Annotated in this window: 16 protein-coding genes and 2 pseudogenes; 5 read left to right on the top strand and 13 right to left on the bottom strand. The window is 69.2% G+C overall.

Annotation, left to right across the window (positions count from 1 at the left end):
* The 13 genes and pseudogenes from GA0070620_RS33325 to GA0070620_RS32435 all read right to left on the bottom strand — a co-directional run.
* Positions 1-219, bottom strand: a 219-nt coding sequence (locus GA0070620_RS33325) for a hypothetical protein (protein ID WP_197677503.1), incomplete at its 3' end; no start/stop codon positions are given.
* Between the two features lie 274 nt (positions 220-493).
* The gene (locus tag GA0070620_RS33320; RefSeq protein WP_091597679.1) at positions 494-1,162 is read right to left on the bottom strand and encodes a DEAD/DEAH box helicase; all 669 of its coding nucleotides are present in this window, start codon (positions 1,160-1,162) and stop codon (positions 494-496) included.
* 124 nt (positions 1,163-1,286) lie between these two features.
* Positions 1,287-1,577 (bottom strand): hypothetical protein, encoded by a 291-nt coding sequence (locus tag GA0070620_RS33315; protein WP_197677502.1) that lies wholly within the window; start codon positions 1,575-1,577, stop codon positions 1,287-1,289.
* Between the two features lie 522 nt (positions 1,578-2,099).
* A complete protein-coding gene (locus GA0070620_RS33310) occupies positions 2,100-2,360 on the bottom strand; it encodes a hypothetical protein (RefSeq protein WP_197677501.1) in 261 nt (86 codons plus the stop codon).
* The gene (locus GA0070620_RS32475) at positions 2,357-6,757 is read right to left on the bottom strand and encodes a class I SAM-dependent DNA methyltransferase (RefSeq protein WP_197677500.1); all 4,401 of its coding nucleotides are present in this window, start codon (positions 6,755-6,757) and stop codon (positions 2,357-2,359) included. Before GA0070620_RS32475 ends, GA0070620_RS33310 begins: the two co-directional genes overlap by 4 nt.
* Complete coding sequence (locus GA0070620_RS32470; RefSeq protein ID WP_231922051.1) at positions 6,754-9,708, bottom strand: SNF2-related protein; 2,955 nt, start codon at positions 9,706-9,708, stop codon at positions 6,754-6,756. Before GA0070620_RS32470 ends, GA0070620_RS32475 begins: the two co-directional genes overlap by 4 nt.
* 65 nt (positions 9,709-9,773) lie before the next feature.
* On the bottom strand, positions 9,774-11,042 hold the full coding sequence (locus tag GA0070620_RS32465; protein WP_197677499.1) for a serine/threonine-protein kinase: 1,269 nt from the start codon (positions 11,040-11,042) through the stop codon (positions 9,774-9,776).
* A gap of 313 nt (positions 11,043-11,355) precedes the next feature.
* Positions 11,356-12,439 (bottom strand): annotated as a pseudogene (locus GA0070620_RS32460) (transposase); the annotation flags it as partial.
* A gap of 108 nt (positions 12,440-12,547) precedes the next feature.
* Positions 12,548-14,023 carry an NF041680 family putative transposase gene (locus tag GA0070620_RS32455; protein WP_091597674.1) on the bottom strand — a complete coding sequence of 492 codons (1,476 nt, stop codon included), beginning with the start codon at positions 14,021-14,023 and terminating at the stop codon, positions 12,548-12,550.
* A gap of 108 nt (positions 14,024-14,131) precedes the next feature.
* Positions 14,132-14,878 (bottom strand): hypothetical protein, encoded by a 747-nt coding sequence (locus GA0070620_RS32450; protein ID WP_091597671.1) that lies wholly within the window; start codon positions 14,876-14,878, stop codon positions 14,132-14,134.
* Positions 14,862-15,266 (bottom strand): HsdM family class I SAM-dependent methyltransferase, encoded by a 405-nt coding sequence (locus GA0070620_RS33305; protein WP_231922505.1) that lies wholly within the window; start codon positions 15,264-15,266, stop codon positions 14,862-14,864. Before GA0070620_RS33305 ends, GA0070620_RS32450 begins: the two co-directional genes overlap by 17 nt.
* Positions 15,267-15,627: 361 nt before the next feature.
* Positions 15,628-16,167, bottom strand: coding sequence for a GNAT family N-acetyltransferase (locus tag GA0070620_RS32440; RefSeq protein ID WP_091599780.1), 540 nt, complete (start codon positions 16,165-16,167; stop codon positions 15,628-15,630).
* A 141-nt stretch (positions 16,168-16,308) separates the two neighbouring features.
* Positions 16,309-17,376: a helix-turn-helix domain-containing protein gene (locus GA0070620_RS32435; protein ID WP_231922048.1), complete on the bottom strand. Its 1,068-nt coding sequence runs from the start codon at positions 17,374-17,376 to the stop codon at positions 16,309-16,311.
* A 420-nt stretch (positions 17,377-17,796) separates the two neighbouring features.
* On the opposite strand from GA0070620_RS32435, the gene GA0070620_RS32430 reads away from it, so the two are divergent.
* The 5 genes and pseudogenes from GA0070620_RS32430 (at position 17,797) to GA0070620_RS33920 (ending at position 20,400) form a co-directional block, all read left to right on the top strand.
* Complete coding sequence (locus GA0070620_RS32430) at positions 17,797-18,066, top strand: hypothetical protein (RefSeq protein WP_091597668.1); 270 nt, start codon at positions 17,797-17,799, stop codon at positions 18,064-18,066.
* 217 nt (positions 18,067-18,283) lie between these two features.
* The gene (locus GA0070620_RS32420) at positions 18,284-18,511 is read left to right on the top strand and encodes a DUF397 domain-containing protein (RefSeq protein ID WP_091597662.1); all 228 of its coding nucleotides are present in this window, start codon (positions 18,284-18,286) and stop codon (positions 18,509-18,511) included.
* Positions 18,512-18,806: 295 nt separating this feature from the next.
* A complete protein-coding gene (locus tag GA0070620_RS32415) occupies positions 18,807-19,061 on the top strand; it encodes a hypothetical protein (protein ID WP_091597659.1) in 255 nt (84 codons plus the stop codon).
* 242 nt (positions 19,062-19,303) lie between these two features.
* A pseudogene (locus tag GA0070620_RS32855) lies at positions 19,304-19,423 on the top strand (IS5/IS1182 family transposase); the annotation flags it as partial.
* 803 nt (positions 19,424-20,226) lie between these two features.
* Positions 20,227-20,400, top strand: coding sequence for a hypothetical protein (locus GA0070620_RS33920; RefSeq protein WP_231922047.1), 174 nt, complete (start codon positions 20,227-20,229; stop codon positions 20,398-20,400).
* The last annotated feature ends 574 nt before the right edge of the window (positions 20,401-20,974 follow it).

The following is a 20,974-nucleotide window of genomic DNA, read 5'->3' as shown; positions in this document are numbered from 1 at the left end:
GGCGCCCGCCTGGCGGGCGTGGGACAGCAGCGCCACAAACCTGGCGAGTGCTTCGGCGGCCTTCTCCGGTTGCCGCGCGATAGTTGCAGCCCAGCCGGAGGCGCCGGCCCGCCACATCGTGTCGAGCACCTCGACGCTGCTTTTCAGGTCCCCGCCGCTGAACGCCATCAGCACGGCCCGGGTGAACAGGTGCCGCTTCAGGTGGCTGCCCAACAGCACCGGGTCCGGATCCCGGACCGCCGTGATCGCCTCGATAAGGTCCAGCAGCGCGTCCTCGCCAACGCGGGATCGGGCAACGCCAGGATCTCCTCCGGTGACGGCAGCGGCAGCGCCAGATCGAGGTCGTCCATCGCGATGAACTCGTCAACCGACAGCCGGTCCTCCCCAACGATAGAGTCGCGGGTGAATTCGGCTCCGAAGACAGCCGTCGCCACGTCGAGGAGGCTGGCGGTCGCCTCCTCGTCGGTAGCCGATGCCAGGGTCGCCGACGTCGCTACCGGGCAGATGCCGCCGAGTGGCCGCTTCTCGTCCGGCCGGCCGACCGCTGCCGCGGCGGCGCGCAGCAGCATCGCCACGTCGGTGCCCTGCGCGCCGTCGTAGGTGTGGAACTCGTCGACCACCACGTACCGATGTCGGCGTCGTGCCACAGCGGCCGGTCGTCGTCACGCTGCAGCAGCAGGTCCAGCATCTTGTAGTTGGTGATCAGAATGTCGGGCGGCGTGAGCTGCATCTCCGACCGCTTCGTGCGGACCCGGTCGTAGCGCAGGGCCGCCCGGTCACCGATGTAGAGGCCGGCCGAGACGCGGCCGAGCTGCTCCTGGTTGCCGATGAGCAGTTCGTTGAGCCGCTGGGCCTGATCGGTGGCCAGCGCGTTCATCGGGTACAGCAGGATCGCCTTGACGCCGGCCTTTCCGGCGGCGCGCTCGCGACGGCAGTGGTCCAGCACCGGGTAGAGGAACGACTCGGTCTTGCCGGAGCCGGTGCCGGTGGTGATCAGGGTCGGCTGCGGCGCGTGCCCGTCGACGGAGGTCAGGCGCGCGAAGGCTGCCGCCTGATGGGCGTAGGGGGTCCAATCGTCACGCCGCCACTCCAGGTGCCGCTCCCAACCCGGCGCGGCCAGGGTGAAGGGCGTGCGGATCCGCAGGAACGGCCCCCGGAACATGCCAGTGTTCTCGTCACCGAGGAAGCGTGCAGGGCCTCCCGAGCGCCCTCGTCGGCCAGAGCGTAGGTGGTCGACAGGTACTGGAGCAGGCTCTCCTTCAGCGCTCTAGCCTGCAGGGTTGGTCTCACGGCGCGTTCACCTCCCGCGACGCGGGGTCCCAGTCGCCCCGGGCGATCGCGGCGTCCAGCCTGGCCTGAAAGACAGCGTGTGCCGCCCGCATCTCGGCCTCCCGGTCGGCCTTATTGAACGGCGGCGTGTAACCGTCGGGCGGTGGGACGTTTTCGGGGTCCTTCTGGTACGCCTCGAACTGCGCCCACGTCTGCTTGGTCTGCCGCTGGCCGACCGTCCGGGCGTTGCCGGCGAGCTTCCACCCGTCGGCGTCGAACCACGTGACGGCCTCGTACTTCTGCAACACGGGAAGCGTCCCCGGTACGCGGCAATGAGCGCGTCGGCGCTCATGCCCAGCCAGACGGCGACCAGGGCGTCGATCTCGACGAGCGCGGACCGGCGGGCCCGCTCGGTACGCAACGGCGTCTCCGGCCGCCAGTCCGGCGTGACGTCGTTCAGCGGCGGCAGACCCGGCCAGTCGCAGACCCAGGTCTCGCCGTCCAGCCCGCGTCGAACAGCTCCGCCCACAGGGCGGCGTACGCGCTGGTGAGGCAGTCAACCGGAGGGTACGCAGCAACAGTGCCGACGCGAGCGGGTGGTTCTCGTGCGGGCCGGCATCGCTCGCGCCCCGCCAACCCGAAGGTCGCCGCGCCCGGTAGCGCGGACGAAGTAGTCCAGAGGTAGCGAGGCCCAGAAGCCTTGGACCAAGGTCACCATGCGTTGATCATGCAACGCAAGGCTGTGTACCGCGTCCACGTGCGTTGGTCCGGGCGGGATGATGGCCGAGTACAAGGCACGTTCGGTGTTCGTGCCACCTGGCGCCGCCAGGCTAGGCGTAGAAGTCCACGTACGGCTGGCGCGCCTGATCGACCACCAGCGCATCGACCCGTTCGTCCTCGACCTCCGCCTCTGGCACCCCGAGCTCCACCGCAACCTGCGCCCGCGCCTTGGTCACCGTTTCGGCATCCGCGCGAAGTCGCTGCAGCTCTTGAAGATCCAGCCACCGGTCCTGCTCCTCCCGGAACGCCGCCTCGCGGCCCGGGACGCAGACGTACTCGGTGTCGGGGACGAAGTCGGCCGGCAGGCTCACCAGGTCGTAGCCGTATGGGTCGTTGCTGTTGGCGTCGTGCCGCTGAAGACCGGAGTGGCGGTGCTGATCTGGATACCTTTCAGGACAACCTCGCTCCAGCCCGCGGGCTGGTACTCGCGGCCAGTCGCCTTATCGCTCCGGTTGTACTGAATCAGATTCGTCTTCTTCCCACCTGACTCGTCGTAGCCGCGAGTGATCTGAGGCCCCAACTCGGCAAGCCGTAGCGGGTACGCGGCCAGCGCCTCGATCGCGGCGGCCTCGGCGGTGCTGACCGGGAACAGCAGCCGCGCCTCGGACAGCGGTCGGTCCTCCTCGTCCAGCAGCCTCCGCCATACCGACAGCACGTCCTCCGTGACGGTGATGACTCGGCTGCGGTGCGGTCGCTCGTCGAACTCTCGGTTCTTGTACCGGATCCCCGGAATATCTCCTGAGCCGTCGTGGTCCCGGGAGTGCCGCAGGGCGTCGGTAGAGACCAACCACGACAGATGGTCGAACCTGATCTCTCTCGGACGGCCGTAGATGTGGACACCAAAGTGGGCGGTATCTCCCACCGGTCGGGGAAAGAACCGCTGTCCCGAGTTCACGAAGTCGCCGTGAAGACGCAGCCGACGATAGGCCGCAGCTCGCAGCGGACCCTCCTTGTCGCCGGTGAAGTGGCTGTCGGGGTGCAACATGCCCACGGTGCCGCCGGCGGACCGGTGCGCCCACACCTGGCACATGAACGCCCGGTACAGATCCGGCTGCGTGCCCACGAGCAGCGGGTACACCTGCGCCGTCCCGAAGAAGGCGACCTGCCCCATCGTCGTGGTCAGCTCGCGCAGCACGTACCCCCGGGCCTTCGGACGCGCGAGCAACTCCTGGCGGCGGCGGTCCTTCTCCTCCTGGGTCGGCTTCTCCTCCAGCTCGAACCAGGGCTCGTACTCGGCCAGCACGGCATCCTCGTCCCAGCGTGGCCGCACCCACGGCGGGTTACCGACCTGGAGATCGAAACCGCCGTTCTCGGCGAAGACCAACGCGAAGTCGAGCTCCCAGTGCAGGAACGCGTGCTTGTCCCTGAGTTCCCGGACAACGCGCAACCACGGGAACCGTGCCTCTGGGTCGGCGTTGTCCATGCCCATAAAGAGCACGAGGTTGTCCTCGAACTCCTTCAGGTTGTCGAGGTCGTCGTACTTGTCGAGCAGCGTGCCGTCCGGGACGTCGGCCGCGCCCAGCATGGCCTCGAGGAAGTCCAGCCAGTCGTCCAGGTTCGTCAGCGGGATCACCGGACGGCGAGCCGGCTGCTTAGGCTTCGGCGTCTTCCTCGGCTTCGCCTCGGGCGTAGCGGCCGATGTCGCCGCAGCGGCTTCCCAGTCCGCTTCGTCGAGCGACATCTGCTCACCGTCGACCGGGAAGAGCGTCATCGCGCGGAAGAAGGTCGGCGCCACCGCCGGCTGCGCATCCGCAGCGGCCTGCTGGCCGCCTTCGTCGTCGGCTGGCGCGGGGTCAGCCGGCACGTCGCCGGTGCCGCCGAGCATTTCGGCGAGCGTGTCCAAGCCGACCTCCGTGGCGGGCACGGCGTACTCGGGGTCGGTGCCGTCGAGCAGGCCGACCCGGTCGGTGGGCCAGAACCACAGGGCGCACCAGGCGTCCATGACGGTTTTGAGCCGCCGGTACGGCGTGCCGGCGGCCTCGAACAGCTCGGCGTACACCTTTTCCTTCGGCACAGCCTGCTCCGGCCAGCGGAGGACGGCGTACTCCGGGTCGGCCGGGTCGGCGCCCCAGACGTCGATCCGGCGGGCGATCTCCCGCTCGGACAGCTCCATCCGCTTGACCACGCACGACCACAGGAACTCGGCTCGCCGGGCAGCGTCGTGCAGCCTGGTGAACTGAGAAGCCCTCTCCTTCTGCGGCTGGCCGGTGCGGCGGTCGATCTTCGGGCTGCCGTCGGCGTTGAGGTGGGCGGTACTGCGGGTCGGGCGCTGGAAGAGCCCCTTCCGCCAGGCGGCCAACCGGTCGACGTGGTCCTTGGCGAGCTTCTTGGCTTCGATGGAGTTGGTGATCGCCGCCCACCCGGGCGAGGGCAGCAGGAACTGGTGCACCGCGTCGGCGGGCAGCGGCTGCGGTCGACCGTCCTGGCGCAGCGGAAGGGGCGTCGGCGCGAGCCCGCCCTTGGCCTTTAGCCAGGCCTTGTCCGGCGAGCAGATGTCGTCGGGGGTGTAGATGGCGCGGCGGGCGCCGATGAGCGAGTTGCCGCGGCGCAGGTGTAATCCGAACCAGGGCGCCTGCATGCCCGGGTGCATGGTGTTCAGCCACAGCGAGACCTCTGCCAGCTCGCGCCCCATAGCGTTCAGGTCGACACCGTACGCGTTGTGCAGGGCGATGTACGCCTTGACCTTCTGCTTCTCGGTCAGCACGTCGCTGGCGGGGATCGAGCGGTCGAGCTCCTTCTGCCGGCGGCGCAGGTACTCCTCAGCGAGCTGGTTGATCGCCTCGTTCAGGAAGGCGCCGGAGCCGAGCGCCGGCTCGCAGATCTTGTACGACAGCAGGCGGGAGGCGCGTGTCGTATCGGCGTCGGCGTCTTGGCTGAGCAGCTCCTTGAGCGCCAGCTCCACCGTCACCTTGGTGAGCGACTCCGGGGTGTAGTACGACGCCGTTGTTTCGCGTTCGCGTCCGGAGAGCCGGTAGACGAAGGAGCCTCGCTCGTACTTCTTGACGCCGCGGAGGCCCTGGCGCGCGTCCTCCTCGTCGTAGTGGACGAGCGCCTCATCAGGGTAGTCCTTCTGCCTGCGGGCGGGGATGAGCCACGAGCCCTCGTCGGGATCGCCGTCCTTGGCGACCTCGCACAGCTCCTCGTCGGCGATGATGCCGGTGTAGGACATCAGCCCCTCGTACACGGCGCCGAGTTCGTTGATGCCGAGGTTCCGGTACGACACGAAGCCGCCCCGCTCGCCGGGCCGGCCCTTCTTCATCGTGAGCAGTCGCAGGACGCTGTGCAGGGCCGAGTTGCGCAGGCGCAGGTCGAGCCAGCGCGGGGCTGTCTCCTCGTCGCACCGCGGGTCGAGCACCCCCTGGCCGATGAGCCGGATCGAGCCCGGGTCGAACAGCTCGCTGCGCAGCGGGTCGAACCGTAGGCCGATGTCTTCGCTACGCCGCTCCGCCTTCTCCTCACGGGTCCGCTCGTCGTCGCTGGGCTGGTCATCGTCCGGCTCGGACCCGTAGCGGCGGTGACCGAAGTTGACCTTGGCGAAGAGCAGGTCGAGGGAGTGGTAGAGGTGGAAAGTGTTTTTCGCCTCCTCCTCGACGAGCTCCTCGTCCCGGGCGACCAGTTCGCGCAGCCGCGCGACCGAGTAGCCGGCCTCGTAGCTGCCGTCGTCGGCGGGCAGGATGCCGAGCTCAGGACGAGCTTCGGCGTAGAGCAGGAACAGGATCCGGTAGAGGTATCGCAGGCAGTCGCGGGTCAGCTCCCGGGCGAACGGCAGGCGCGGATCCTCGATGTCCGCCGGCGTGACGTCGTTGACGGGCTCGGCCATCCGCCGCAGGACCTCATCCGCAATGATTTCGACAGCGTGCTGCACGCCGTGGCGCAGCTCCTTGGACACCCCGACGGCGTTGGCGGTGGATCCTTTGAGCAGGGCGTCCATCGCCGGGGCGGTGTCGTTCTCGCCGGGACACAGCATCTCGCGGCAGAAGAGGGCAGCGATCGTGGCCAGCTCGCCGAACTGGGCGCGGTCGTTGCGCTCGAGCGCGGCGTCGAGATTGGCGGCGAGGTAGCGCCCCTCGGCCCACGAGTTGCGGTCTGCGAGCACGATGACGCCGCCGTGCAGCAGCAGCACGAACCGCGGGGGCGGTCCGTCCGGCGTGCCGACGTTGGCCTGGAAGAGCCACGAGGCGAGGGCCGCGCCGGTCTCGTAGCTTTCGGTGGCGTTGACCCGCAGCGGCGACAGCAGCCGGCCGGCGCTGGCCGGGTCGAACGCGGCGTCCCCGTCGGCGGCCCATCCGCAGTCCAGCGCCACGATGCCGGGACCGTGGTACGCGACCCGCACGGCGTGCTCGCGGCCGGCCCGGTGCACGGTCAGCTCGGTGCGCAGCGGCTGGTACTCGAGCGCGCGCAGCACGGCGTCGTGCCATTCCTCCAGCCTCTTGCGCCACTCGGGATCGTTGTACGTGCCCAGGTCGAACAGGTCGAACGGATCGGGCTCCGGCCCGGCGGCGAGGTAGCTGCGGACATTCGGCGTCAGGTATTCGCGGCGCAGTGCCCGCACCATCTGCCGGGGCGTCGTCCGCGTGTCGTGCTCGTCGCCCTCGCGGACCGCCCACGTGGCGAACAGGCGCTTCTTGAGGTCGACGGCGAGCTGCTCGGCGAAGTAGTGGGCGGCCAGGTACTCGCCCCGGTTGATGATCGAGTCGAAGACGGTCATCGGTCCGCACCTTCCGCCGCATCGTTGGACGGCTCGAGCACCGCCAGCACACGCAGCATGGGCTCGCCCACGGTCTCCAGCGCCTCCACCAGGTGCCGCAGCCGTTCTGCGGTCTCGTCGACCGCCTGTTTCGCGGAGGTTCGCGGCGCCGCGAACAGGGCTTCCTGATGCCACGTGCCGATGCGCGCCCGGTACGGAGCCAGCATCGTCGACACCTCTTGCCGGTACGCCCCGCTGCCCTCCGTCACGTACCGGCGGGCCTCGTCAACGGCGGCCGGGACCAGCTTGGCCAGCCCCGGCAGGTCACGCGGCACGGCGCGACCGGGCATCTGTGGGCCCACGCCCCACTGGTGGAGCAACGCTGGGCTCAGTTCCACGACCTGCGGGTGGTCGGCCAAGCCGGTGACCGCCATCCACTTGACGATGGTGGGGCGGCCGAGAGCGTTGGAGCACACTCCCTGGATCAGGAACACCGGCTTCTCGACCGCCGCGGCCATCACCGGCGCCTGGTGTCGGCCGATCTCCACGAGCACCTTGTCGGTGAGCCAGTCCAGCACGGGATGTACATCTGTGACATAGGAGACGTTCGGCCACTGCGACTTCGACGTTTCCCGCGCGGCCCGAAGCCGGGCGTCGGCGAGCGACTTGGTGAAGGTGACGCGCATCCGGCCCGGCTCGGTCTTCGTCGGCAGGATCCGTTGCTCGTCCAGGTACGACCTGGGCAGCGACCGCAGCCGGTGGAGGAGGTCGGCCGGCGGCTCGAAGGCGATCGTGCCGTCGTCGTCGCGCCGCAGCGACAGGTGGTCTTCCGGGTTGGGCCGGCACACTTGGCGCAACGCCTCCTCGAAGTAGTTCTCCGTGGAGCGGAACAGGGACAGCACGGTGGCCCGCCGCACCTCAAGGTGTTCCGGGACGGCCCCCACCTGGCCTAGCAGTCCGGCGAGGAAAGCCGATCCGCTCTGCCGCGACCGGTTGATCGACTGCTCGACCGTGCGGCCGGCGATCAGGTCCTGGACGAGCCTGTCCTCTTCCTCCTGGGCCCGGTAGAGACCCGTGACCGCCTCGGCGGAGCCCTCGATCTTATGGGCCTCCGCTTCCCGAATCAGCAGCTTCTCCCCGACCAGTCGGTCGTCCAAGGTGCGCGGGCGGCCGGTCACCTCGTCCGTCCGCCACGGCAGGTCGCAGGTGAGGATCAGCGCGCGGAACTGGGGCTCGTGCTCCTGGCCGTAACGGTCGATCCGGCCGTTGCGCTGCTCGATACGGATCAGCGACCACGGAAGGTCGTAGTGGATCAACCGGTGACACTGCTGGTGCAGGTTGACGCCCTCCGAGGCGATGTCACCGGTGAACAACATCCGTACGGGGTCGTCACGGAGGCCGAACCGCTCGACGATGCTGTTCTGCTCCTCGTCGACCGTGGAGTCGCCGTGCATCACCTGGACCACGCCGCCGTAGCCGAGCCATGGCCGTCGCTCGTCCCGGCTCGGGCCGGGACTGAAACCCAGCGCCTCCGGGACGGACTCCGCCAACCAGGTCAGCGTGGGGATGCTCTCGGAGAACACCACGACGCGCACGTCGGAGCCGGGGCCCACGCCCATCTCCCGCAGCTCGTCCACGAGCGCGCGGAACTTGGCCGTCTCGTCGTCTCGGATCCGTCCCGCCAGCTCCCGCAGCGTCAGCAGGGCGTCCCGCTCCGCCTCACGGGCGGCCGGCTCGGACGACTTGGAGTCCTTGAGCGTCCGCAGGCGGGTCTCAATCGTCGCCAGCAGGGCGCGGTGCGACGACAGAAATGACTTGAGCAGCCGGTACGGCACGAGCTGCGAGGTGCTGACGGACGGGCCGCCCCCAGCGCCAGGGATCCAGCGGCTGCCCAGCTCCGCCAAGACCGCCGCCTCGTCGTCAGTCGCCGCGAAATGGATCGGTTGGGACGGGCCGCGGTCGGCCCAAGCACCGCGCAGGCCGTCGCGCACCTCGGGCGAGGTCTTGGTGCGGCGAATATACAGGTGGCCCAATGTGTCTACGTCGTACGTGGTCGGGTCAGCGATCGCGGCCTCGTCGAGCATGCGGATCAGCTCGGCGAAGGACACCGCCCGGCCGTTGTGCGGGGTGGCCGAGGCGAGGATCAGCGCGTCCGTGCGGCGGGCCAGCAGTTGGGCCAACCGGTTGTTCTTGGTGCCCCGGTTGACCAGGTTGTGTGACTCGTCGATGACGACGGCGTCCCAGTCGGTGCGCTCGAGGTGCGGGGCGTAGGTGTCGCTCTTCAGCGTGTCGATCGAGATGATGGCGCGCTTGAAGTACGCGAACGGGTTGCGTCCCGCGGGGATCTCCCGCTGCATCCGCTGGATGCCTGTGGAGTCCAGCCGCACCAGCGGGATGGCGAAGCGGGTCCACAGCTCGCGCTGGAACTGCTCCAGGACGTGCTGCGGGGTGACGACCAGGATGCGCTCGCCGCGGCCGCGGCGGATCAGCTCGGCCAGCAGAATGCCGATCTCCAGCGTCTTGCCCAGCCCCACGACGTCCGCGATCAGGATGCGCGGCTGCGGGTTCTGCATCGACAGCGCCAGCTCCGCCGGGCGGAGCTGGTGGATCTGGTGGTCCATGAGAAAGCCGTCAGCGAGCGCCAGCCCTCGCTCCGTCTGCGGCAGCGGGGTCTTGCGGAACACGGCCTCCAGGTACAGCCGGGCGCGACGGTGGTTCGCCGAGTCGTCGGGGACCAGCTCCGTCCGGCGCGGATCCAGGACGCGGATGTCGTCGAGCCGGTCGAAGAACACCGCCTCGGCGCCGCGGACGAAGGGCGACACACCGGTGACCTCCACCATCCACCCGTCGCGGCTGGTCTTCGTGATCTTCCGGACGAGCCACAGCTCGTCGCGGACCAACACCTGCGCCCCCGGTGGGTAACCCGCCGAAGTCCCCTCGTCCCGCTCAACGACTTCGACTTCGACGCTCACCCCGGCTCCGATCCCTTCCCACACTCCGAGCTCTTCGACGGCCCGCCACGGGCCTCACACCCTAGTCACAGACTGATCTGTACTCCGTACTGCCTCCGCAGGTCATCGGCCACCCGGCTGGAAGCGGGCGGCCGGCCCGGCCGACGCCGCGGCGTAGGCGTACGGCCCGACGGCACGGCGGACGGCTCGACCGGTGCCGTACGCTCCGGCGTCTGCCGGTCGGTCTCGGCGGGCTTCCCATCGCGGTCCTGTGGCGCGGCCGGCTCGTCGGCAGGCGCGGGTGGAGGGCCGTCCAGCGGGCTCCGGTCGATGTCGTCGGTAGCGGCAAGCAGCTCGGCCAGCCGCGCCGCGATCGACGGGGAGAGCCGGTGCGCGGCGCTGGCCGGGCTGCGGCCCGCGGTGCATGCGACGAGTGCCCACCGGGCATCGGCCGGTGTCAGGCCCGCGTCGCCTACCAGGCCGGCGCACGTCGCCGCGACGGCCGCGACGGTCGGCCGGTCCTGCGGCTCGTGCGTCAGCATCGACGCGATCAGCGGCAGCAAAGCGGCCGGCACCCCGCTCAGGTCCGGCACGACCTGAGGATTGGTGACCTGAGCAGCGATGGCCTGCCACTTCGGGCCGTCGTACGGATAGTGGCCGGCAGCCGCGTACAACAGCACCGTGCCAAGCGCGTAGACATCCGCCGCCGGCGTGACCCGCGGGTTGCCGCCGGCCTGTTCCGGCGGCATGCACCGCACCGTTCCGATGATCATCCCTGGTTGGGACAGCGAGTCCTGCGAGGCGTCCACGAGCGCCGCGAGCCCGAAGTCGATGATCATCGGCCCGTCGACGCCGAGGATGATGTTCTGGGGCTTCAGGTCCCGGTGCAGCAGACCAGCGTCGTGGACGGCCGCCAGCCCCTCGGCCAGCAACGCGCCGAGGCTGGCCACCAACGGCAACGGCAGCACACCCTCGGAGTCGACGTGATCGAGCAGGGTGGCTCCGGCGACGTACTCCATGGCCAACCACGGCCGTCGCGCGTAGGGGTCCGCGTCGAGGAACCGCGCCACTCGGTTCGTGCCGATCACGGTCCGGGCGATCAAGGCCTCCCGCTCGAACCGGGCGCGCGTGGCCTCGTCCAGCCGGTCGCTCCGGATTACCTTCACCGCGACCGGCGAGCCAGCCGGGGAGTATGCGAGGAAGACCTCTCCCATGCCTCCTGAGCCGAGCCGGCGCGCCACCGTGTAACGTCCGATCTGGGCAGGATTGTCTTCCATATAGAGCTCATGCCTTCCCATACGCGTCCGACCCGGATTCGCGTAGACGCCAGTCTGCCCGATCTTCGCCCCTCGCACGAGACTCCCGTACCGTCGGTGCCCGACCGACCGACACTCGTGACTGTTTCTTCGGCCGGGACAACTAATCGGGCGATCGGCGCGGGACGGCGGCTGATGCGGATACCTAGCTGCGCCGCTGTGCGGCAGTGCGTGGCAGATACCACCCGGGAGAATGTCCGATCTTTCTTGAAACTCCCCTCTCGGGGTGGTTCGGAGGTGCGATCTGGGTGGAGGGATCCGGCCAAGCGCGCCGGGCACGGTTACTGCCCGATGGGGCGGGAGCGCCGTCCGGAGATCATTGCCGTGGCCTTACGTTCGTGAGTTTGGGCAGCACGGTCTGTTTGAACAGGCGGAACGTGTGTTCGATGTCGAAGCGGCGCAGGAACGTCTGCCAGAGCCGGTCGACATCAGCGCTGGTGGCGTCGACGCCGGACCACCACAACCAGACCGGCTTCGGGGTCGCGCCGCTGGGCAGGTGCTCGACTTCCAAACGGATGACGGTTCCCTCGATGACCGGCAGCACCTTCGCCGCAGCGGTCCAGGCGGATCGGTGAGTCAACCGGGGGTGCAACCGGTCCCAGGCTCGAGCCCACGCCGTGCCGTAAAGACGGGTGTCGGCAACGGTGGCAGCATCCGGTTCACCCCAGGTGGTGGGGTCACCGAAGACGAACTCGTCGCCGTGCCTGCGCGGTCGGCCGATCGTCCCGGGTTGCCGGGCTGGCACCGCCCGGCGTAGTACGCGGTCGGAGCGCATCCGGGCGAGGATCTGCACGGGCAGGTCACGAAGGAGGAACGCAACGCGGGGCGCGTCGTATCCGGCATCGGCCACGACCAGGATCTCCAGGTCCCCGACCTGCCACTGCCCGGCCGTGATCAGCCGTCCCACGATGTCTCGCAGCTGCCCAGCGGTGACCGTGGCCGCGTCATCACCAGGTGCCAGCCGCACCGCGTCCAACGGCGCAGTCCACGAACTGCGACCCGCCTCCAGGGCCACGACCATCGAATACGGCCAGCCCGGAATCATGATGGTCTGATCCTTGCCGCGTCCGTAGGTGTGACACAGGACCCGCTGCGGTGAGGTGTGAGCGTCAGGACGCAGCCAGCAGGTGATGTCGACCGCCAGGACGAGACGGCCGTCCGCCGCCCGCAGCAGCGGCACTCCGGCGAGGGCGGTGCGCAGCCGATCGATGTCCAGCCGCCCGCAGGCGAGGGCGTCATACAACGCCCCGTGACCGCGGCGGTGCTCACCCACCAGCGACAACTCCACCAACGACCGGACCGTCGGCGCACAACACCGCATCCGTCAGGTCGAACAATGCGTCAGCCCGAGCAGTCAAGCAGTGGTAGAACACGCGCCGGAACCTCCCCAGGTCCCCGGCGGCATCAGCCGGACCACCGTCATGCACACTGATCACCAGAACAGCCCTTGGTTATTGATGCTCTTCCCTAGACAAGAAGATCATCAACCAAGGGCTGTTTCCGTGATCAGTCAGGGTCCCCAGAGGACCCGCAAGGGTTAGAAATCAAGAACCTGTGCGGCGTGGCCTCGGGTTATTCGAAGTCTTCGTTTTCTTCGTGCCGCCTTGCGGTTTTGTGCTGGTGACGGCGGTGACGATGTGGACGTCGTGGCGGTTTGCCGGGTGGCGGTTGCGTAGTCCGGGTGGTCGGCCGGGTCCTGGCCGGGACGGTTTCGGTGCGCGGGCGGGGTTGCCGGCTTTGCCGCGCAGGTGCCGAAACCCTCGGCGGACGCGGGCGGGCGTGAGTCGCTCGGGCGACGCTGGGCGTTCCCAGGGCCGGCGCAGGTCGGCGACGGCGCTTCGGGCGAGGCGTAGCTGGGTGTAGGCGGCCAGCACGAGCCAGGTCCAGCGGTCGGCGGCGTGCGGGTCGCGCAGTTTCGGGCTGGTCCAGCCGAGGGTTTGCTTGAGCATGCGGAAGGTGTGTTCGATGTCGAAGCGGCGCAGGAACGCCTGCCAGAGCAGGTTGACCTCGGCGTCGGTGGCGGTTGGTTGGGACCACCAGAGCCAGACTGGTTTCGCGGTGGCGCCTGATGGCAGCCGGTCGACGGTCAGCAGGATCACGGTGCCCTCGATGATCGGTAGCGGGCCGTGTTGGGAGGTCCAGGCGGTGCGGTGGGTCAGCCTGGGGTGCAGCTGGTGCCAGGCTCGTGCGGTCGCGGTGCCGTAGCGGCGGGTGTCGGTGGTCGTGGCCAGCTCCGGGTCGCCCCAGCTGGCCGGGTCGCCGAAGATGAACTCGCCGCCATGGCGTCGTGGGCGGCCGGTGGTGCCGGGTAGCCGGGGTGGCGTGGGTCGGCGCAGCACCCGGTCCGAACGCATCCGCACCAGAACCTGCACTGGCAGGTCGGCGAGGAGGAACGCCAGTCGGGGCCCGTCGTATCCGGCGTCCGCGACGATCCACACGTCCGGATCACCAGGCTGCCACTGCCCGGCAGCGATCAGCCGTCGCACCACGTCGCGTAGTTGGCAGGCGGTGACCGTGGCAGCGTCGTCGCCGGGCGCCAGCCTGCGGGCGTCCAACGGCGCGGTCCACGAGGTGCGCCCGGCCTCCAGGGCGGTGACGAACGAGTACGGCCAGCCCGGAACCCCGACGTGCGCGTCCTTGCCGCGCCCGTAGGTGTGACACAGCACCCGCTGCGGGCAGGTATGCGCCTCCGGCCGCAACCAGCAGGTCACGTCCACCGCCAGAACGATCCGCCCGTCCGCGGCCCGCGGCAGCGCCACCGCCGCCACCGCGCTCCGCAGCCGCTCGACGTCGATCCGGCCCCGATTCAACGCCGCATACAACGAACCGTGACCGCGGCGGTGCTCACCCACCAGCGACAACTCCACCAACGACCGCACCGGCGCATCCCCGCACAACAACGCGTCCGCCAACTCGAACAACGCATCCCTACGAGCGGGCAGACAGTTGTGGAACTCGCGCCGGAACGCGGCCAGCCGCCCGACCGCGTCGAACGCTCCAGCATCGTGCACACTGATCACCAGACAGCCCTTGGTTTGCGATCTTCTTCCCTAGACAAGACGAATGATCGATCAAGGGCTGTCCCCATGATCAGCCGGGGTCGATGCCGACCCACGACAGGTTAAAGATCAAGTTAGGTCCGGGGCGATGCTGTATAGGCCGTGGTAGTCGGCGTCCTGCGGGATGACGACAGCGAGGCCGTTTCGGAAGCCGAGGTCGGGATAGCGAGCGGCGAGTTCAACCGCGACCTGTCTTTCCAGCGCGGTGCTGGCGTCTCGGCCTCGGGCGGTGACCGCGTCACCGGGCTGGTGTTGCTGGTAGAACGCCTCCAGCGATCGGCAACCCCTGCAATACAGCTCTCCTGCGGAGACCGCAGCCGCCGAGCCACCGATGGGCGTATGTCGATGCCCGGGGACGGTGCTGGTGCAGAGATTCCACTGGACCCATCGGCTGCTCGCCTGGCTCGCCTTGCTGGGGTCGACGAGCTTGGCGACCAGCTCGGGATAGCGGCGCGCGATCGTCGGCTGGCCGCAGTCGGAGCAGTGACAGTCCTGGTCGACCAGCCACTGTTCGAGCGGCCGCATCTCCCACCGCAGGCGGGCTCGGCCGACGCAGTTGACCGGGACCTCCGCTGTCGCGGCAGGGTCGGCGACGTGCGCGGCGATACGGTCCCGGGTGGCCAGGATAAGGGCCGGCCACGACGGAGCATCAGCAAGGTCGCGGGGCAGGACCGTGCAGGACGGCGGCTTCGGCGCCGGCTGCCACGCTCGCCACTGGTTGTAGTGCCGGTTGGCGAAGGTTCCGTCGGCGACGGCTTCAACTACCCACCGGTCGTATGTCGCTTCCAGGGTCTGCCGGTCATGGGATCGGTTCATGTGTGCTCGCCTTCACTGCTCGGCTCACGTGGTACCCCGAAGGATGGGGTAGGCCGGGTCGTAGTGGTCGTCGAGGTCCGGGTTGGGATGTTCCCACATCCGCATAACGCAAGGCTTTCCGTCGTCGCCGAGCGGCCCATCGAAGCGTCCCTGCCGGGTCCTGATGAGCGCGTCGCGCAGAGCATTGACCTGCCGCGGAGGCGATGAGCATGCCGCCCGACTCGCAGGTCGGGTCGTACACCGACTCGAAGCTCTTGGGAGCCAGGACCTCGACTATCAGCTCGACGACCTCGCGCGGGGTGAAGAACTGGCCGGCGCGGGTGCCGGACCCGTCGGGGAAAGGCTTCAGCAGGTACTGGTACGCCACACCGAGCACGTCGTGGGACATGTTGCCCTCGTGCATCTTCGGGGTGCGGTCCATCGCCTGCATGACCGCGGCCAGATTTTTCCCCTGACAGCTTGCAGACAGGCGCGGACCCGCTGGCCGAGCCCGGGCTGGGTGATGGTGGCAAGGATGGAGCCGACAAAGATCGGGACCAACGCGCTCCGCCTCCTCCGATCGGTGGCCCGCGGCTGGTCGGCGCTCAGCGCGCTGCGCCTTGGGAGGGGACGGCGGCGTTGAGCACAGAAGCGCCCTCACCCGGGCACGGGAGGTGGGGCGCTTCAACGTCTTCGAAGTTGCTGGTGGCGGTGGTCGGAGATGCACTCCTCGGCCGTGCCGCCGAGACCGCCGACGCGTCCCGGAACAGTCAGCCGCCCTGAACCGGCTCGCGGCCCAGGTCGAGGACGAGCAGGTCCATCGGTGGACCCCAGGGGAGGGCCGATGTGCCGACCTGCCGCCACCCGTTGCGCGCGTACACCTGACGGGCGTGCGAGCGGGGGTCGGAGGCGAGGGTGGCGTACCGCTCTGGCCGGTCGGCGAGCAGCCTGCGCATCAGCTCAGCGCCGATGCCCTCACTGCGGCGTGCCGGGTGCACGATCCACTCCATCACCGCGAGCTTTGCCGCTTCGCGCACATCAGCGGGCGGCTCCCCGTCGGCGCGGGACCACCAGGTGCCGGCCGGCATCGTCCACCCGTACGCGGCGCCTACCAGCCGGTCCCGGTCGTGGGCGGCGGCCAGCGTAAACCCCGGGCGGGTCGCCTCGTCAGGAAGGCCCTCACGGAACCGGGCCACCTGCTCCGGCCCCTCGCAGTAGGGCGGCTCGGCGTAGACGATCGCGTACAGCTCGGCCAACGCGTCGATCAGCGGGCCGGCGCTGCCTCCGTCGTGGACGGTGTAGGTGGGCACGCTCGCCACCCTATGCGCCGATTCGCTCCAGCAGTTCGCCGTACACCGGCCGCCGCCGCTCAGTCTCGGGCACGGCGGCCGTGACCTGTCGGGCGACCGCCCGCACGAGTTCGTTGTGCTGCTCGGCCGGTAGCTGATCGATCAGGTCCGCCGCGAAGCGCAGCCCGTCGGGGATGTGCCCACCGCGGATGAGCGCTGCCGCCTGGTGCAGCTGCACTGCGTGCGTAGCCGCTGCTGCGACGTTGGGTACAAAGCGAGCGCCCGCTGCTGCGCGGCTGCGGCGGCCCGCTGGTCACCGGCATGGGTGTACACCCACGACTCGGTGTGCCGCAGCCGGTGCTCCGGCCACCCCCACAGCGACTCCACATCGGCCGTCAGGTCGGCGGGCAGCGTCTCCACCTGGTCGGCCAACACCCGCACCGTCGCGACCGCCTCGTCGTGCCGGCCGGTGAGGGACAGGGCCTGCGCCCGTCCGGCGAGCAGCCCACACGTCGCCGCCGACGGCGCCCCGTCCACCAGCGGCAGCACTTGATCCGACATCGCCACCACCGCGGCCGGTGACCGGCCGTCGTAGCAGCCGTTCACCACATCCCACGCCCGGGTCAACACGATCGTGTCCGCGTCCCCGGACTCGTCGGCGACCCGCTGCGCGGTGGCCCACCACCGCCCGGCGAGCACCGCCTGCCCGGACGCGACCAAACCGAGCGCCACGATCACCGACAGCCGGCCGGCGGCCCGCAGCAGCAGCGGCCTGCGCTGCTCCCCATCGGCGGCGAGCTGGTGCTGCAACACGGTCAGGTCCCGGCCCAGCTGGGCCATCAACTGGTCATGCGGCTGGAGGTAGTAGCCGCGTCCGTAGCCGGCGACGATCTGCGCCCACTCGTCGTGCTCCACATCGACGGCGGCGCCGAGCCCCTGCCGCAGGGCTTCCCACCCGACGAGCCGATCCACGGCCGGCGCCGCCGCGAGCGCGCCCATCGCCTGGAGGATTACCCGTCTGCGCATGTCCGTGTCGCCTGCCTGCCTGCTCGCGTACGCCGTTTCCAGTGCACCACCAGCGGCCAACGCCCGGTCGTAGGCGGCCACCACGTCGGCGTTGGCCGGGCGGTCACCCCGCTCGATCTGCCCGAGGTAGCCGAAGTCGTACGCCGTCAGGTCGGCGAACTTCCGCAGCGACCAGCCGGCGGCTTTGCGGTGCTGCCTGAGCATGTCCCCGAAACCGTTCATATCGCCCCCAGCGTGTGGGCTGCCGTGTGGGCCCACTGCTCACGGCTGCCGCGACCCCCAGCGTAACGGGCACGCTACCCACGTCGGTCGATCTTTTAGGCCGGCACGGAATGGCGTGGCGGGTCGCTGCCGTATGTGGCGTGGCCTGTCGCTGCCGATGGTTGTGTGGTGGCCGACCGGGGATCTGCAGCCTCGCCGGCCACCACACGCAACCCGTGGGGGTGAACGCGTGACCCGATGGAGCTTCCGGTGCAACGTGCCCGGCCGGGACCGGTACGAGCCGCCCGCCCCACACATGCCCCCGCCGGGTACCACCGCCTCCGAATGCGCCAGCACCCCGACCGACACGCCCGAACCGCCGAACCGGTCGACCCGGTTCCGGGCTGCCACACCGGAACAGCCGTGACCGCCCCGCCCGTACCCGACGTGCCCGAGGGCACACGCCTGTACCTGCGGGCGGGGGAATGGCGAGCCGGGCAGGGCACACCCGCCGCCGGCTACCTCGACCTGCGTGTGCTGCGCGTGTACGGCAACCCGATCGGCGGACGGGTGTGGGTGCGCGGCCACCACATCGAGTGTGTGTGGCCTGACGGCGACTGCACCGCCCCGTGGTGCGTGGAGGCGCAGGTGTCAGTGGCCGCGATCCGCGCCAACGTGGACGGCAAGCAGTGAGCGCCCCCACGCCAGTGCAGGTCGCCGACTGGCGGAAGAAGCTGCACGCGCACACCATGCGCGACGGCAAATGCCCCGTCTGCAAGAAGCCGCACCGGTGCCGGCCGTGGGCGGACGCTTTCGCCGATCTACTCGCCCACGGCGAGCTACCCGAGACCACCCCCGCCCGGACAACCGGCGGCACCCCGACCGCCGCCAGCACAAAGGAGGAGGCCCCATGACGACTGCCTTGCGCCCGTTGAACCAGTGGTTCAAGTCCACCCGGTCCGGCCCGAACTGCGACAACTGCGTGGAAATGCAGTTCATCGGCGACGGCCAGGTGCAGGTACGCGGCAGCAAGAACCCGACCGGCCCGGTGCTCACCTTCACCTCAGGGGTGTGGGACGCCGTCAACGGCGGCGCCGCCGAGGGCGAGTTCACCACCCTGCCCGCGAACGCCCGATGACCTGACTCCCACCCGATCAGAACCGGCCCCGCCCATCCCCCGGGCGGGGCCGGTTCTGTGTCTCAACCCGACGCGCGGCGTGCACGTCCGCGTTGACGAGCGTGGTGGGCTGGCTTGTGGCTGCTGAGCATGCGCACGGTTGTGCTGAGTTTGATCGGCGCGTCGTCGGGGCCTCTGAGAGGAGACCACCGCACGCCAGCACGCCGAACGGCTCCGCGAGCAGATCACCGCACTGACCGGCGAACTCGCCCGCCTCGACAGCGAACTGGCCGACCTCGCGACCACCCGCACCACCTTGCGCACTCTCGCCGCCGACGAGTTCACCGCCGACGACCCGACGATCGCCAGCGGGCCCTACCAGCAGATCCTGCACATCCTTGGCACCGCGCCCGCCGGCATGCGCGCCAAAGGCATCTGCCTCGCCCTCGGCGTCGAGCCCTCACCGAAACACGTCGAAGGCACCCGCGCGAAGCTGAAACGCATGGTCAACCGCCACGTCCTCACCGAAGACGAACCCGGAGTATTCACCCTCACCCAGAAACGGACCTAACACTCCGAACCGCCCTCTCAGAGGGCATTCGATGAAATGCTGTCCTGGTTTGAGTCTTTTTCGGTGCGTCCTATTCGTGCTGTAAGCCTGCTAAGTAGCGATATTCCACGACGCTGACGCGCAAGCCGGCGCCTGTTTTCTCTCGATAAGCGGTGCGGATTCCGTCTGACGTAGACCTGACCCTGAATCGCCGCCTGTATCGGCTGCCGCCCTCACCGCGGCGTCCAGAGTAGATCTCTACCGTGACCGCTCGCCGCGCCTACCCCAGTGACATCTCCGACGCCCGCTGGGCACTGATCGGACCGACCCTGCTCGCCTGGCAGCAGGCCCGCCTCGACCGGCGGCCTACCGCGGTAGAGGCGTGGTTTCTGGGCGGCCCGGTTGACGGGAGGCTGATGCCGGTGGAGGTGACCCCTCACGGCAGTCCGCCGATGATGGTCAAGCTGCCTCAGACAGGCTTCTACCTCGGAGCGAAGGATGTCCCGGCACCCGCCATGGAACACGTCTACGCCCTCGCCGACAAGCTCGATGGCTTCGACGTCTACCAGTACCGGCCACCGGTTCCGGGGACGACAGACTGACCACCGCAGCCGGCCGTGCCGGCCCGACCTGCTCATCGCGAGTCGGTTCCGGGGTGCTGGTCCACCGCCTGGTCCTCGTGCCCGCCGTGGCGCCCGGGTTCGCTGTCGTCCGCTCATGTCCGCCGGTTTGGCTGCTCGGCAGATTTGGGCACAGACCCACCTGGCCCCTCCGGGGGAACCTCGCCGACGGAAGGATGATGGTCGTTGTCGCTCAATAGCAGTGCCCTGCCCTTCCACAGGGCAGGGCACTGCTGGCTTGCGCAGCCCTACTAGACGAGCTTGTGGAGCCGGTTTGCCACCACCAGTCCGGTCAGGACCAACGTGACGACTCCGCTCAGGACCCCCAAGGCGATGCTGGATCCGAGCCCTAGCAGGGGGCCGGTCTAGGAGTGGCACGACGACGGCCCAGTCCAGCCTCGCAGCGGGAAGCTGCCCGAGGAACGGAGGTAGCCAGTGGCCATCACCGCGCGAACCACGAAAGATCATCTGGTACGCCGGCGACGGTACGACCACGGTGTGCACCGGACCGGGGACTCCATGGACTCGGTCGGCGAACCCGAACGCCGCATCACCCGACTGCGGACATGTACACCAAGACCTCAGCGAGCGAGCCCAGTGGCAAGTTCACGGTCAGCGCGGTCGCCACTTGGGATATCTCGTGGAGCGGTGGAGGGTTCTCCGGAACAGAGCCGGCGATCACGACCACCACCACGGCCACCGTCACCGTCACCGAACTACGAGCCGTCGTGACCGGATAGCCAACTCGCGGCCCACCAGCGCAGGCCCCACCGAGATCCCTTCTCGGTGGAGCCTTCCCCGTTCCATCCCCCATCCGACGTCGTTGCGGAGCAGCCGCTGACGGCGCCTGACCTCCACCAGCATGCAGCTTCCTGCCGGCCGCCTTCTACTCCCGTTGCCCGCCGGAGGGGTCGTAGCGCGCCGGCCTTCTACCATGACGAGCTCGCAATCGAACAGCTGTCCGGATCTTCTCGCGACGTCGAGTCGCTGGCCGCGGACAGGCGTCGGAGTTGAGCTCGCACTTTATCGACCCCGCCTGCCGAATCTGCTATTTGAGCGGGTAAAGAATACGTGATTACCACGAGCCCATCGAGTATCTGCTCGATGGACTCATTCATGCCATCACGCGGAACGAATTGGAGGCCCCCGAATGGCCAGATCACCGCGCGCGAGAGCGCCGCCATTTGTCTTGGGGAACAATGCCGAATAGCGAATCCAGACAGCACAGATCAGCCGACGAAAACTACAATACAAACAGGTCGCAACGCAATTCATCCGACCCATCGGTAATCCTGCCCGATGCACCACCCACGT

Source organism: Micromonospora krabiensis, from assembly GCF_900091425.1.
GTDB classification, from domain to species: domain Bacteria; phylum Actinomycetota; class Actinomycetes; order Mycobacteriales; family Micromonosporaceae; genus Micromonospora; species Micromonospora krabiensis.
This window is presented reverse-complemented; position numbering and strand designations above follow the sequence as displayed.

Bases quoted from the DNA above. Each gene is read 5' to 3' on its own strand.
- GA0070620_RS33920 (WP_231922047.1), top strand. From the start codon at position 20,227: ATGTACACCAAGACCTCAGCGAGCGAGCCCAGTGGCAAGTTCACGGTC.
- GA0070620_RS32475 (WP_197677500.1), bottom strand. From the start codon at position 6,757: ATGACCGTCTTCGACTCGATCATCAACCGGGGCGAGTACCTGGCCGCC.
- GA0070620_RS33320 (WP_091597679.1), bottom strand. From the start codon at position 1,162: ATGTTCCGGGGGCCGTTCCTGCGGATCCGCACGCCCTTCACCCTGGCC.
- GA0070620_RS32450 (WP_091597671.1), bottom strand. From the start codon at position 14,878: ATGAACCGATCCCATGACCGGCAGACCCTGGAAGCGACATACGACCGG.
- GA0070620_RS32420 (WP_091597662.1), top strand. From the start codon at position 18,284: ATGACGACTGCCTTGCGCCCGTTGAACCAGTGGTTCAAGTCCACCCGG.
- GA0070620_RS32435 (WP_231922048.1), bottom strand. From the start codon at position 17,376: ATGCTCAGGCAGCACCGCAAAGCCGCCGGCTGGTCGCTGCGGAAGTTC.
- GA0070620_RS33305 (WP_231922505.1), bottom strand. From the start codon at position 15,266: ATGTCCCACGACGTGCTCGGTGTGGCGTACCAGTACCTGCTGAAGCCT.